Consider the following 13,182-nt stretch of genomic DNA (forward strand, 5'->3'; position numbering starts at 1 on the left):
GCGCGATGTTGGGACGTAGCCCGGCACATGGGGTGTGCAGCCGTCCCTCGCCCGCCGGCCGCTGGCAGCGGCCGGCGGGATGCGCGCGAAGCGCGCGGAGAATTACGAGCCGACCTTGAGGCGGCCGCCGCGCCCCAGTCCGCCCTTCACTTCCTGGGCCTTGTAGTTGCGCAGCGAGACGACCATGTTGTTGTAGGCGTCCATGAATGCCGCCACGGTGGCCTTGCCTTCCGGTGTGCGGGAGAAACCGCCGAGCCCGCCCGCCGCACCGCCGCCAAACGCGCCGAGGGCAGCGCCGAAGTTGGTTGCCGTGGAATTGCCTTCGGAGATGGACAGCTGCACGCCCGAGCGAATATCGAACATGGTCAGGGTCACGACCGAAGCCTTGCTTTGCATCGCACCGCCCACGAGGGCACCGACACCGCCAAACAGGCTACCGACACCGGCGGCAAGCTGCCCCGTGGAGTCGTTGTCGATAATGATCGCGGGCTCCATGTAGTAATCCGCCGCGACGCGTTGGCCCTTCTGCTGCTTCGAGCCTGCGCGGAATTCGCCGGAGTTGCGCTGCTTGTCCGTGATGGCCGACAGCTTGCTTTCGGTGCGGTTGTTGCCCACCGACGTGATCACGAAGCAGTTCGACTGCTGCACGGCGAGGCGGATCAGCGGCTCGATGGTCGTGATCTTGGTAGCCGCGCCGAAGCTTGCATACCATTCCTTGCCACGACCATCGTCCACGGCCAGTGTGCCCAGGGGCGCGTCGCAGCGCTCCAGCGAGGCGTTCGCATTGACGCTGGCTGCTCCACCGGCCGCACCGGTCGCCGCCGTGGGCGCCGTGCCGCTGCTGACGACGCCGCCTCCCGGGGTGACACAGCCAGCCAGAGCCAGGGACGTGGCCACTACGGCCACGCGCAAAGAAGTCGTCTTGGACATGAAATCGCTTCCTGTTGACGCAGGTTGTTGACGCAGTTGAGGGAGAGAGATGGGGTGGGAAGGCTTAGCGTGGCTGCCAGCCGGATACGTCCCACACCCAGTAGTACGGAAAGCTGGTGTACCAGACGACCCAGGACTTCCGGTACGTCTCGCGTACCTGATACAAGCTCCGTTCGTCCTGCTTGGCCTCGCGGGCTTGCGCAAGCAGTTCCTTGGCTTCCTTGTTGCCCTTGGCCGCGGCGCGCGCCAGCCAGGCCTCCGCCTCCGCGGGGTCCGGACCCATTTCCTCGAAGCCCATCAGATAGACGCGACCGAGCGCCAGCTGGGCCTGCACGTGGCCGTTTTCGCCCGCCTTGCGCAGCCACTGCAGGGCCTGGTGGCTGTCGAGTTCGACACCGTCACCGCGCAACAGGCGCAGGCCGAGGTCATACGCCGCGTCCGGATTGCGCTCGGCCACCTCGGCGAGCGCCTGCATGCGCCGCTCGGCGTCGGTCGGCGCGCTGGGAGCCATACTCGGCGACGTAACGATTCGTCGGTCCTGATCGGCGCAGACGCTGCCGTTGCACACGCGGACGGTCGGCGACCGGGACAACTGACTCTCCGGCGACTGCGCCGCGCATCCGGCCAAGCCGACTACGGACACGCATGCCAAGTGAACGAAAAGACGCATGAAAAATCAGCCCGAAGGCCGCGGAGGCGGTTCGCAGGAACCGGAATGTAAGTAAACGTTTAGAGTGTAACAGTTGGCATGTAATCCCGGAAACACATGTTTTGCCTGAGCGAGGCGCTGTTGTGGCGTGGGCGCTACTCATTTCAGCCCAAGGTGGGGACGCAGGTTCGCGCTGATGACCGGCCGAGCCCGCCGGTTCAGGCGGCGCGCCGCGCCAGCACCTCGTCGCGCGGACCGGCATCGACGACGCTGCCGGCCTCCACCACCACGATGGTGTCGAACCGGGCCAGCAGGCTCGGCCGGTGTACCGAGGCCACGATGCAGGCGGTGGGAAAGGCGGCGCTCATGCGGTCGAACACCCGGCCCTCGGCCTGGGGATCGAGCGCGCTGGTCGGTTCGTCGAGCAGCAGCAGCGAACTGCCGCGCGCCGCCAGTGCGCCCCGGGCCAGCGCCAGCCGCTGCCGCTGGCCGCCCGACAGATTGCCGCCGCGCTCGTTGATGGGGCTGGCCAGGCCCTCCGGCAGGCGCTGCAGCACCTCGTCGAACACACCGGCATGCATGGCCGCGTGCAGCGCGGCCGCATCGGCCGGCTCGCCGAAGGTGAGGTTTTCCTGCACGCTGGCCTCGAACACCTCGGCTTCCTGCGGAATCAGGGTGGCCAGCGTTCGCAGCGCCGGCCAGTCGATCGCCACGCCGTCGCGCCGCAGTTCGCCCTGCTGGGGGTGATAGAGACCGGCGAGCGCGCGCAGCAGCGTGCTTTTGCCACCGCCGCTCGGGCCGATCAGCGCCACGCGTGCGCCGCGCCGCAGCAGCAGATCGACGCCATGCAGCCCGCCGCGCGCATCGTCCGCATAGCGCCATCCCACTGCGCGCAGTTCCAGCGTCTGCCATGGCGCGTCCGGCACCACCGGCGGCACCGCCCCATCGGGATCGCCGGGCGCATCCCAGATCGGCTCGGCGCTGCCGTAGTCGGTGTGCATGCGGGCAAAGCTCTGGAAGTTGGACGCCATTGCGCCGACCACCGAGGCGGCCTGCTGCGCGTACTGGTAGATCATGAAGACGGTGCCAAGCAGCACCGCCTGCCCCGGCTCGCGGGTCTGGAGCACGTAGACCACCACGAGAATCCAAGTCAGCCCCATGCCGAGCAGATCCACGGCGAACCACTTTCCCTCGTTGAACATGACCGCGCGGCGCAGAGGCGCCATCACCGCGTCCATGCGCCGGCCGAGCAGCTTGCGCGACGCGGCCTGCAGGCGCAGCCCGATCACCGTGCCGGCGTTGCCGACGAAGTCCAGCAACGCGGCCGCATAGCGGCGCTCCGCGTCGTTCTCGGCGCGGGCCAGCTGCATCAGGATGCGGTCGAAGCGCAGGATGATCAGCGCGATGATCACGTAGCCCGTCACCGCGATCGCCCCGCTGGTACGCGACAGCAGGGCCAGCGCGACGATCGGACCCACGAAGTTGAACGCGCTCTGCAGATAGCCGAACTGGTTCTGCGCGAACTCCGACAACGCACGGCTGGACTGCAGCACGCGGTGTTGCAGCTCACCCGAATGCCGGCCATCCCGCCAGGCCAGCGGCGCCGACGCGATGCGCGCATAGAGCTGATCGGCCAGCCGCTCGCGCACGCGCACGCCCACGTTGCGCTCCAGCACCCGGCCCGGACCGTGCAGCAGCCACGACAGCAGATAGATGCCGATGAGATAGACGATCCAGCGGCCCGCCGTGGCGATGCTGCCCTGCTGCAGCGCGTTGATCGCCTGCGCGGCCAGCCATGGCATGGTCAGCCGCAGCAACTGCGCGCCGGACAACAGCGCGGCGGCGCCGACCATCTGCGATCGCACGCCAACGGCATGGCGCCACAGCGCGCGATACAGATCGCGGGCGGCACTGCCGAGGCCGATGGCTCTGGAAGGGGATGTGGGATCGGACTTCGCCATGCGGTCATGACTCCTTTGCCGTGTGTCGCACCACCGGGCCGATGGAAGCCCTGGGGGCAAAGGGAACTATTGTGCCGGAGCGACGGATGACACGGATTCCCACATCCCAACCGGGATGTCGCGCCGACGGATGGACTATCCCTTCGCACCGACGGCTTCGCGCGACCGTGTCGCCGTGCTGGATCCCATCGCCTTTCCGCCGCGCATTGTTGTCCTCCGGACAACACACTGAAGGCCGCCGCGACCCTACTGCGCTTCGCTGCCCTTGCCTAGAATCCGTTGCAACGATGGTTGCACGAGGCGTGCGACGGTCGAGCAAGACGTCCGCACGACGAAGCGGACATCGGCTGCCGCGCGCCGCGGCTTGTCCCCAAACCCACACAGGACTACTGGAAATGAGCGAAACAATCCGCAACGTGCAGCCGGTTACCGCCACGCTCGGCAAGGAAGGTTCCGGCGAACTCGTGTCTTCCCGCTACGCCGTTCGCATCGGCGACGTCGATGTCGTACTGATCAGCGACGGCATCCTGCCGCTGCCGACCTCCGTCATGTCCACCAACGCCAGCGAGGCGGACCGCAACGAATGGTTCGATGGCCGCTTCCTGCAACGGGACATGTTCGACTGGGCGCTCAATATCGCGCTCGTGCGCAGTGGCGATCGTCTGATCCTCGTCGACTCGGGCGTGGGCGACGGCTTCGAATACTTCACGCGCGCCGGCCGCACGGTGATGCGCCTCGAAACCGCGGGCATCGATCTCAGCGCGATCACCGATATCGTGATCACGCACATGCATATGGATCATGTCGGCGGGCTGAACGTCGATGGCGTCAAAGCGAAGCTGCGGCCGGACGTGCGCATTCACGTAGCCGCCGCGGAAGTGGAGTTCTGGAAGGACCCGGATTTCAGCAAGACGGTGATGCCCGAAGCGGTGCCTCCCTCGCTGCGCAAGGCCGCCGCAAAGTTCGTGCAGCTCTACAGCGAGAACATCGTGCAGTTCGGCCAGACCGTGGAGATCGCCGCCGGCGTATCGGCACGCGTGACCGGCGGGCACACGCCCGGGCACTGCGTCGTCGATGTTGCTTCGAAGGGCGAGAAGCTGACGTTCGTCGGCGATGCGATTTTCGAAGTCGGCTTCGAAAAGCCGGACTGGCAGAACGGCTTCGAACACGAGCCCGAGGTCGCGACGGCAGTGCGAATTGCCCTGCTCAACGAAGCCGCTGAAACCGGCGCCCTGCTGGCCGCCGCGCACGTCGCCTTTCCCTCCGTCGGTCACGTTGCCAGGAACGGAGACACGTTCCGCTTCGTGCCGGTGCAGTGGGACTACTGATCGCCCATTGATCGATCATTGATCGCAGATCGATCGTGGCGGTCACCGTCGTGTTGAACGCCGCGTGTTCCACCAGGACTCGCGGCGCTCGTTCTTCCGCGGCGACACGGCGCCCGGCGTAAGGGCAAGACCCTACGTAGGGACCGCTCCCGAAACATGCGGCGCGTGTTCGAAGTACTTGATCAGCAGTTCGGTCAGCACCCGTATCTTTCTCGCGGGATTCTGACCCGCCGGGCGCACCACGTATGCACCCGCGGGAGGTATCGGATAGCGCTGCATGACAGGAACCAGCGCACCGGAATCCAGGTGTTCCTGGATGAGGCCATTGGGCAGGTAAGCGATCCCGAGTCCTGCTACGGCGGCGGCGACCAACGCACTGCCGTTGTCGGCCTTGAAGCGCCCCTGCGGGCGAACCGAGATGACTTTGCCGTCATCCATCAGTTGCCAGGCCTCCGTGCCCTGCATCAGCGCCTGATGGGCCAGAAGTTCTTGCGGCGTTTCCGGCGAGCCGTGCGCTTCGATATAGCCGGGACTTGCGACGACCGTCCCGTGGACAGGTCCCACGCATCGCGCCACCAGGTTGGAGTCCCGCAGATGGCCCAGCCGTATGGCGCAGTCGAAGCCCTCTGCAATGAGGTCGACGAAATGGTCGCTATAGCAGGCCTGGATCTGTAGTCGGGGGTGGCGTCGCGCCATTTCGGCGAGCACGGGCGCGATGTGCGTCGGCCCGAATGAAAGCGGCGCGGCGATCCGCAACCGTCCCCGAAGCTCCCCCTCCGGAAGAATCGTTTCCCTCGCCACGTCGATTTCGGCGCAGACACGCGCCGCATGGTCCCGAAACGTGGCCCCGGCTTCCGTCAACGCGGCGCCCCGCGTCGAACGCGCAAGCAGCTGAACGCCAAGTTCCGCTTCGAGCCGCATCAGCCGGCGGCTGACGATCGACTTCGACACCCCCAGGCGCAGCGCGGCAGGCGAGACGCCCCCGGCATCAGCCACTTCCACGAATGTCCGGAGCTCTTCGATATCCATCTGGCGTTCCTCGATGCGCGACACAGCTAGCCGCCGAATGGTACTACCGTGCCGCGGAAGGGAACAACAGAATACGGCTTCCAGGCAACGTCGCCGCCGGCGCATGTTTCCGGGAAACCAACCCCGCTCACAACGGCAATGAGGATCCATCCATGACTTTTCGCAACGGCCTTGATTCGCTTCTTCGTCCGGAAGACTCGGTACTCGTCCTGATCGACCACCAGCCTTACCAGCTCGCGAACGTGAACAGCCACGAACCGCAGATGGTCATCAACAATACGGCGGGCCTCGCCAAGGCCGCCAAGGCCTTCGGCGTGCCGACCATTCTGACCACGGTGATCGCTGCCCGCGGCGGCGCACTGTTTCCCCAGATCGCCGAGGTGTTCCCCGGCCAGGAGATCATCGACCGTACGTTCATCAACACCTGGGAAGACCGGAAGGTCGTGGACCTCGTCAAGGCGACGGGCCGCAAGCAGCTGATCATCGCGGGCCTGTGGACCGAGGTGTGCGTGGCGATGCCGACGATCCAGGCCCTCGGCGAAGGCTGGGACGTAACGGTGGTGACGGATGCGTGCGGCGGTGTTTCCGTCGAGGCCCACCAGGTGGCCATCCAGCGCATGATTGGGGCCGGGGCGAACATGATGACCTGGCTGGCGGTCGCCGCGGAATGGCAGCGTGACTGGGCCCGGGCGGAGCAGGCCGCCAAGATCACGGAAGTGATCACGCAGCATGCCGGCGGCAGCGGCATCGCGTACCTGTGGGAGCAGCAGCTGCTGAACACGCCGGTGCCCCGCAACGCCGCGTGATGTGAGGGGATGACGAGGCTTGAGCGAGCACGGCAAGGTCGCCGGGCCCGTCTCGAGCCGCGTCGTCCTCCCCGGATCGAGGGGTCTCGCGCGATTCCCCGCAACAGGAATGGCGCGGGCGAACGGCAGGAGCGATGCCTTCGCCCCCACGGTCGAAGTCCGAAAATTAAATCGCTTGCTATTTAATTTCTCGCGATATATATTCCACTTCACCGACAGCGAACACGTCAGGACCGAGGAATCAAGCCTTCTTGATGCCCTTGCCCTGCTTATCTCTGTCAACGACGACCGTAGTGCGGCAAATAAATAGCGCGCTATTTAATAGTACGTAATTCAATCCAGGCGATGCTGCCTCAACGAACAAAGGAGTGTTGAACATGAAATCGATCCGCAAATCCATCGTCGCCACCGCCATCGGCCTTGCCGCCGCCAGCGGCGCTGTCGCCCACGCCGCCGGCAGTGCCGGTGTGGAACATCACACCCAGGCCTTTCTCGAAGCGCTCGAAGCCGGCGGCGGCAAGCCCATCGAGCAACTGAGCCCCAAGGACGCCCGCGCGGTCCTGTCCGGCGCCCAGTCCGGCGTCAAGCTCACCCTGCCCCCGGCCGACGTGCGGCAGAAGACCATTCAAGTCGACGGGCGCGACATTTCGCTGACCATCGTGCGTCCCGCGGGCGCCAAGGGCACCCTGCCCGCGTTCATGTTCGTTCACGGCGGGGGCTGGGTATTGGGCGACTTCCCCACGCACGAGCGCCTGGTGCGCGATCTGGTCACCCATTCCGGCGCCGTCGCCGTGTTCGTCAACTACACGCCGTCCCCGGAAGCGCAGTATCCCGTCGCCATCAACGAGATCTACGCCGCCACCAAATGGGTCGCCGAAAACGGCAAGCAGATCGGCGTCGATGGCTCGCGCCTCGCCATCGCCGGCAACAGCGTCGGCGGCAATATGGCCGCCGCGGTCAGCCTGATGGCCAAGGACAAGGGCGCGCCCAAACTGCGGTATCAGGTATTGCTGTGGCCGGTCACCGACGCGAACTTCGAGACCGGGTCATACAACGAATTCGAGCAAGGCCACTTCCTCACCCGCAACATGATGAAGTGGTTCTGGGACAACTACACCACCGATCCCAAGCAGCGCGCGGAAATCTACGCGTCGCCGCTGCGCGCGAACGTCACGCAGCTCAAGGGGCTGCCTCCCGCGCTGATCCAGGTCGCCGAGAAGGACGTGCTGCGCGACGAAGGCGAGGCGTATGGGCGCAAGCTGGACGCGGCCGGGGTGCCCGTTACGGTGGTGCGCTACAACGGGCTGATCCACGACTATGGCCTGCTCAATGCCGTGAGCACGGTTCCGGCGGTACAGGCAGCGATGCGCCAGGCCGGCAATGAACTGAAAGTCCATTTGAAGTAAGTGATGGCGGCCGGCGGCGGGAATCCCGACCGCCGGCCGGGACGCTCCCAACGGATCGCCCGAGCGCGGATCACGATTGCAGCGCGAGCATCAGATCCAGATTCTGAACCGCCGCGCCGGATGCGCCCTTGCCAAGATTGTCGAACACCGCGGACAGCAGTACGTGTCCGTGCTCCTCGTTCGGAAACACGCCCAGGTGCATGTCGTTCGTACCGTTCAGCGCTTGCGGATCGAGGTGCGTCAACGCACGCGCCTCATCCGGCGGCACGACGCGCACGTGCGCCGCGTCCGCGTAGTGGCGGGCAAGGCAGGCGTGCAGCGCGGCACCGTCCACGCCGGGCGCGAGCAGCCGCAAGTCGAGCGGCACCGTCAGCACGATGCCCTGACGGAACGCGCCATACGCCGGGACGAACATGGGCCGCTGCGCCAGTCCGGCATGCGCCTGGATCTCCGGGGCGTGTTTGTGCGCCAGCGCCAGACCATAGACCTGGAACGAAGGCGCGTTGACGGCATCCTTCCCCTCGTACTCCTCCACGCCGGCACGGCCGCGTCCCGAGTAGCCGGACACCGCATGAATCCCGATGGGATAGCTGTCCGGTATGAGCCCCGCCTGCAACAGGGGACGCAGCAAGCCAATCGCCCCCGTCGGATAACAGCCGGGATTGGTTACGCGTCGGGCGCTGGCGATGCGTTCGGGTTGTCCAGGGGCCATTTCCGGAAAGCCGTATGTCCAGCCGGGCTGCGTGCGATGGGCAGAACTTGCGTCGATGACTCTCACGTCCGGATTCACGATGGCACCCACTGCCTCGCGTGCCGCGGCGTCAGGCAAACAGAGAATGGCGATATCGCAGGCGTTGATGGCTTCCGCGCGACGGCGTGCGTCCTTGCGCTCCGCGGCGGCAAGCGTGAACAGCGTGATGTCGGTCCGATTGCGCAGCCGTTCCCGGATCTGCAGTCCGGTGGTGCCTTGGTCGCCATCGATGAAGACGGTGGGATTGCTCATGCGAGGAAGCCTCCGAGGTGGGTGGAATGTACAGAAGGAACGCCCATGATCCCCTGGCGGATAGAATAGGAAAAGTTGAATTTCACAACGCTCACATTCACCTTTTCTGAACCTGGACGTCACCATGCGAGAGATCAGTCTGGACCGTTTGCGCACGCTGGTCGCGATTGCGGAGCGCGGCTCATTCGCCGACGCGGCGCGCGCGCTGAATCTGGCGCCGCCGACGGTCAGCCTCCATATCGCGGACCTCGAAGACCGCATCGGAGCGCCGCTGCTGCTGCGCAAGCGCGGGCAGGTAAGGCCGTCGGCGATCGGAGAGGTGCTGGTGGAGCGCGCGCGCCGGCTGCTGGCCGATGCGGAGCAAGCGCTGGACGATATCCAGCGCCAGGTGCAGGGGCTGGAAGGACGGGCGCGGGTCGGCGCGTCGACCGGCGTGATCGCTCACCTGCTGCCGCAAGCGCTCGAGGTGCTGCGCCGGCAGCATCCCGCCATCGACATTCAGGTCGCGATCCTCACCTCGCAAGAGACGCTGTCCCGGCTGGCGGATGGAAGGCTGGACGTCGGTCTCGTCGCACTGCCTCAGCCCCCGGTGGCCGGACTGGTGATCAAGCCTTGGCGCCGCGACCCCGTGATGGCCTTCATGCCTGCCCATTGGCGGTGTCCGGCCCGCGTCACGCCTGACTGGCTCGCCGCCCAACCGCTCATCCTCAACGATGCCACCACGCGTCTGTCGCGGCTGACCGCGGAGTGGTTCGCGACGGCCGGCCACCATCCCACGCCGCGCATCGAACTGAACTACAACGACGCGATCAAGAGTCTGGTGGCGGCCGGCTACGGCGCAGCACTGTTGCCACATGAAGCCACCACCCCACTACCGGACAAGCGCATCGTCATGCGTCCGTTGCGGCCGGCGCTATGGCGGCGGCTCGGCATTGCGCATCGTGCGGGGCACGTGGAACGTTCCACGCAACACGTACTGGATGTGTTGTGGGGTCTCCGATTGGTGTAGGTACGCATGCCTGGGCTACGAAGCCGAGCCCGCGCGAATCGGTTATCGCCCCATTCCCACTGTCGGCGCAGTGATGCAATTTTGCATCTGTGAAGCTGAAGATTGCCGCGCCCATTCATCGGTTCCCCGCCCTATACTGCGCGCCAATGGCCGGGCGACCGTCGTCCGGCGCTGCGCAATCGATCAGGGACAAACCATGAAAGCCATCACGTTCGCTGCATTCGGCGATGCCGACGTTCTGCAACTCACCGACGTTCCGGAGCCTGAGGTCCGGCCCCATGACCTGCTGGTGCGCAATCGTGCGGCCGGCCTGAATCGCGCGGATCTGACGCACAGGCGTGGCGGGTACGGGCGAGCCAACTTCGGCGACTCGGACATCATGGGTCTGGAGATTGCCGGCGAGGTGGTAGCGATCGGCGCCGAAGTGCAAGGTTTCGCCATTGGCGACCGCGTCATGGGCATCGTGGGTGGAGGCGGATACGCGGAGCTGGCACGCATCGACCATCGCATGGCCATGCGCGTTCCCGATGAACTGGACGACGTACATGCCGGCGCGGTGCCGGAAGTATTCGTTACCGCCTGGGAGGCACTGGGCCATCTCGGTCGGCTCGCATCCGGCGACACAGTGCTTGTCCATGCCGCGGCTGGCGGCGTCGGCTCGGCGGCGGTGCAACTGGCGCACGCGACAGGCGCCAGGGTGCTGGCGACGGCGGACGGCAGCAAGCGCGAAGCCGTACTCGGCTTCGGCGCCGATATCGCCATCGACTACAAGGCCGAAGACTTCGAGGCGGTGGTAAATGACATCACCGAGGGGCGCGGCGTCGACGTGATCGTCGATTTCGTCGGAGCGCCCTACCTGGCACGCAATATCCGCTCCCTGAACTTCGGCGGCCGGCTAGTACAAGTCGGCATCCTCGGCGGAATCGACGGCGCCGAGCTTCCGCTGGACCGCGTGCTGTACCGCCATCTGCAAATCATGGGAACGGTCATGAAATCGCGCCCCCCGGCCGTCAAACATGCCATGACCCGCCGGTTCGCCGATACGTGGCTTCCACGATTGGCGGATCGCACGCTGAAGCCGGTCATCGACAGCACGTTTCCGTTGGAGAAGGCAGCGGATGCGCACCGCCGCATGGAATCCAACCGGAATGTCGGGAAGATCGTGCTGACCATGGCGTAGGCCGGGACGGCGGGCGCCAGCCCCGTTCGGTCTTCTGCGCCTTCACCGCCGATGCCGCCTATGCCTGGCGCGAGGACACGACCGTGCCTGCGCTGGAGCCGGGCAAGTGGGCCGGGTTTCGGGTCCATCCCTATCCGCGCCGGCGCCAAGGGTACGCGCGGCCAACACTACTGCTGGACTTGGCGCAGGCCATCACGCTCCTCGGATGCCGGCGCCCCGCCTAGGCCCCCGACAGCATCATGCCGATCGCTCGCTTATCCTCGCTTGAGAAGTCCAGCTCCGTCATGGTCTCATGCAACGTCGACATGGCGTTGCGAAGGGCCGACGTAATGCCCGATACGGCCTCGCGCAGCGCGGCGGTCTTCAGCTCCCGCTGACGCGGCGTCATCGTCTGGTCCGCAGCCACCTCCGACAGCTCGGCGGCCTTCTTGCGCAGTTCGGCCTGTAGCTCGCGAATCTTGAGCATCAGGTCCTTGATTTCGTCCGGATACTTGCTCTTCTTGATCGCGCTGGTGACAGCGTCCGAGTCGCCGTCCGCCGACTTCGACAGGGTGCGCCCGCCGAAAGACAGCGTAATCCGGTTCGATGACGACTGTACGGGTGCGGTCGGGCGCGCCATCTGTTCTTTTCCGGCCGGCGGCACCGGCGATGCGCCCGCGGTCGGCATGATGTGCGGCATCGCGGAATTCGACATGTCGGCGGCAATCGTTTGCATGGTGTCGTTCCTGTTCTTGTCGCATGACCGTTGCGGCGGTCTCGCGGGGATCCATGCTAACCAAAGTCGTATGCACGCACCTGCGAAACTTTCTGATAGGGGTATCTGCGGCGTTGATGGCGGCTTCGATGCGTCGACTGATATTGCGATAGAGCGATACACTGCGCGCCGCCGCGCCTTCGATGCGGCACACTTTCCAGACGTAGTGAAGCCCATGGATGCCGCTGACCTGAAGTACTTCGAGACCGTCGCCCGACTTGGCAGCATGAACAAGGCGGCCACCGAACTCCACACCGTGCAATCGAACGTTACCGGCCGCATTCGGGCGCTGGAGGGCGAAATCGGTGTTCCGCTTTTTGTGCGCCATCCCCGGGGCGTCACCCTGACGCCCGCAGGGCAGCGCATGCTGCCGTACGCCGGACGCATCGGCAATCTGCTCGCCGAAGCGCGCCGCGCCGCATTGGACGAGGGTGAGCCGAGCGGCCCGCTGGTGCTCGGCACGCTGGAAACCACGGCGGCGCTGCGGCTTTCGCCGGCATTGAGCCGCTTCGCGCTTCGTTATCCGACTGTCGACCTGTCACTGATCACTGGAACCACTTCCAGTTTGACGACCCGCGTGCTTGACGGGCAATTGGACGCCGCCTTTGTCGCCGGTCCGGTCACCCATGCTGAGCTGCACGGCGAACCGATCTTTCGTGAGGAACTGGTGCTGGTGACGCCCGACAACATCCGGTCGATCGACGCCATCGGCGCCACGGCGAACCTGAAGACAATCGTGTTTCGCGTGGGGTGTTCGTACCGGCAGCGACTGGAAACGGTACTGTCCGGGATGGGCCTGGTGCTGGCCCGGACGTTGGAGTTTGGATCGCTGGATACCATCCTCGCCTGCGTTGCCGGAGGGGTGGGTGTCACGCTTCTGCCGCGCGGCGTCGTGGAGTCGTCCGGGCAGCGGCACGCGGTTCGTATCCATGCATTGCCGCCCGACATGGCGGGCGTTGACACGCTGCTGATCCGCCGCTACGACGCGTACCCGTCGAGCGCGATGCTGGCGTTTATCCGCGCATTGGGGGAATCGGCTTTGGCTTCCGCCGATGCGCCGTCGCGTGATCATAGCGCGCCATCGGCTGTGCCCGGGACGCGCGGGTGAGACCGACCTCGCGGAACGT

12 protein-coding genes are annotated in these 13,182 nt (G+C 65.8%); 6 read left to right on the forward strand and 6 right to left on the reverse strand.

Features of this window, described 5'->3' with window-relative positions; genetic code table 11:
- Positions 1–102 precede the first annotated feature (102 nt).
- From LDO27_RS04510 to LDO27_RS04520, 3 genes are all read right to left on the reverse strand, one after another.
- Complete coding sequence (locus LDO27_RS04510; RefSeq protein WP_222206987.1) at positions 103–930, reverse strand: hypothetical protein; 828 nt, start codon at positions 928–930, stop codon at positions 103–105.
- Between the two features lie 64 nt (positions 931–994).
- Positions 995–1,441 (reverse strand): tetratricopeptide repeat protein, encoded by a 447-nt coding sequence (locus tag LDO27_RS04515; RefSeq protein ID WP_224039942.1) that lies wholly within the window; start codon positions 1,439–1,441, stop codon positions 995–997.
- A 356-nt stretch (positions 1,442–1,797) separates the two neighbouring features.
- Positions 1,798–3,540, reverse strand: coding sequence for an ATP-binding cassette domain-containing protein (locus LDO27_RS04520; RefSeq protein WP_224039944.1), 1,743 nt, complete (start codon positions 3,538–3,540; stop codon positions 1,798–1,800).
- A 395-nt stretch (positions 3,541–3,935) separates the two neighbouring features.
- Between LDO27_RS04520 and LDO27_RS04525 the strand changes: the two genes are divergently transcribed.
- A complete protein-coding gene (locus LDO27_RS04525) occupies positions 3,936–4,868 on the forward strand; it encodes an MBL fold metallo-hydrolase (protein WP_224039946.1) in 933 nt (310 codons plus the stop codon).
- Between the two features lie 132 nt (positions 4,869–5,000).
- On the opposite strand, the gene LDO27_RS04530 is transcribed toward LDO27_RS04525, so the two are convergent.
- Positions 5,001–5,897, reverse strand: a complete 897-nt coding sequence (locus LDO27_RS04530; RefSeq protein WP_222206992.1) for a LysR family transcriptional regulator — start codon at positions 5,895–5,897, stop codon at positions 5,001–5,003.
- 152 nt (positions 5,898–6,049) lie between these two features.
- On the opposite strand from LDO27_RS04530, the gene LDO27_RS04535 reads away from it, so the two are divergent.
- Together LDO27_RS04535 and LDO27_RS04540 are read left to right on the forward strand one after the other, a co-directional pair.
- Complete coding sequence (locus LDO27_RS04535) at positions 6,050–6,703, forward strand: hydrolase (protein ID WP_224039948.1); 654 nt, start codon at positions 6,050–6,052, stop codon at positions 6,701–6,703.
- Positions 6,704–7,080: 377 nt separating this feature from the next.
- Positions 7,081–8,109: an alpha/beta hydrolase gene (locus LDO27_RS04540; RefSeq protein WP_224039949.1), complete on the forward strand. Its 1,029-nt coding sequence runs from the start codon at positions 7,081–7,083 to the stop codon at positions 8,107–8,109.
- Between the two features lie 70 nt (positions 8,110–8,179).
- On the opposite strand, the gene argC is transcribed toward LDO27_RS04540, so the two are convergent.
- Positions 8,180–9,112, reverse strand: coding sequence for an N-acetyl-gamma-glutamyl-phosphate reductase (gene argC / locus LDO27_RS04545; protein ID WP_224039951.1), 933 nt, complete (start codon positions 9,110–9,112; stop codon positions 8,180–8,182).
- Positions 9,113–9,236: 124 nt separating this feature from the next.
- Between argC and LDO27_RS04550 the strand changes: the two genes are divergently transcribed.
- Together LDO27_RS04550 and LDO27_RS04555 are read left to right on the forward strand one after the other, a co-directional pair.
- On the forward strand, positions 9,237–10,121 hold the full coding sequence (locus LDO27_RS04550) for a LysR family transcriptional regulator (RefSeq protein ID WP_224039953.1): 885 nt from the start codon (positions 9,237–9,239) through the stop codon (positions 10,119–10,121).
- A 196-nt stretch (positions 10,122–10,317) separates the two neighbouring features.
- Positions 10,318–11,301 carry an NAD(P)H-quinone oxidoreductase gene (locus LDO27_RS04555; protein WP_224039955.1) on the forward strand — a complete coding sequence of 328 codons (984 nt, stop codon included), beginning with the start codon at positions 10,318–10,320 and terminating at the stop codon, positions 11,299–11,301.
- Between the two features lie 220 nt (positions 11,302–11,521).
- Here LDO27_RS04555 and LDO27_RS04560 read toward each other — a convergent pair whose 3' ends face one another.
- Entirely contained in the window at positions 11,522–12,016 is a 495-nt protein-coding gene (locus LDO27_RS04560; RefSeq protein ID WP_224039958.1) for a hypothetical protein, read from the reverse strand.
- On the opposite strand from LDO27_RS04560, the gene LDO27_RS04565 reads away from it, so the two are divergent.
- A complete protein-coding gene (locus tag LDO27_RS04565) occupies positions 12,015–13,163 on the forward strand; it encodes a LysR family transcriptional regulator (protein ID WP_224039960.1) in 1,149 nt (382 codons plus the stop codon). The two genes, LDO27_RS04560 and LDO27_RS04565, sit on opposite strands and share 2 nt — an antisense overlap.
- Positions 13,164–13,182: the final 19 nt, after the last annotated feature.

This window comes from Cupriavidus respiraculi, assembly GCF_914271545.1.
Lineage (GTDB): Bacteria > Pseudomonadota > Gammaproteobacteria > Burkholderiales > Burkholderiaceae > Cupriavidus > Cupriavidus respiraculi.

Coding starts and splice junctions, on each gene's coding strand:
- LDO27_RS04510 (WP_222206987.1), bottom strand. CDS start 930: ATGTCCAAGACGACTTCTTTGCGCGTGGCCGTAGTGGCCACGTCCCTG.
- LDO27_RS04515 (WP_224039942.1), bottom strand. CDS start 1,441: ATGGCTCCCAGCGCGCCGACCGACGCCGAGCGGCGCATGCAGGCGCTC.
- LDO27_RS04520 (WP_224039944.1), bottom strand. CDS start 3,540: ATGGCGAAGTCCGATCCCACATCCCCTTCCAGAGCCATCGGCCTCGGC.
- LDO27_RS04525 (WP_224039946.1), top strand. CDS start 3,936: ATGAGCGAAACAATCCGCAACGTGCAGCCGGTTACCGCCACGCTCGGC.
- LDO27_RS04530 (WP_222206992.1), bottom strand. CDS start 5,897: ATGGATATCGAAGAGCTCCGGACATTCGTGGAAGTGGCTGATGCCGGG.
- LDO27_RS04535 (WP_224039948.1), top strand. CDS start 6,050: ATGACTTTTCGCAACGGCCTTGATTCGCTTCTTCGTCCGGAAGACTCG.
- LDO27_RS04540 (WP_224039949.1), top strand. CDS start 7,081: ATGAAATCGATCCGCAAATCCATCGTCGCCACCGCCATCGGCCTTGCC.
- argC (WP_224039951.1), bottom strand. CDS start 9,112: ATGAGCAATCCCACCGTCTTCATCGATGGCGACCAAGGCACCACCGGA.
- LDO27_RS04550 (WP_224039953.1), top strand. CDS start 9,237: ATGCGAGAGATCAGTCTGGACCGTTTGCGCACGCTGGTCGCGATTGCG.
- LDO27_RS04555 (WP_224039955.1), top strand. CDS start 10,318: ATGAAAGCCATCACGTTCGCTGCATTCGGCGATGCCGACGTTCTGCAA.
- LDO27_RS04565 (WP_224039960.1), top strand. CDS start 12,015: ATGGTGTCGTTCCTGTTCTTGTCGCATGACCGTTGCGGCGGTCTCGCG.
- LDO27_RS04560 (WP_224039958.1), bottom strand. CDS start 12,016: ATGCAAACGATTGCCGCCGACATGTCGAATTCCGCGATGCCGCACATC.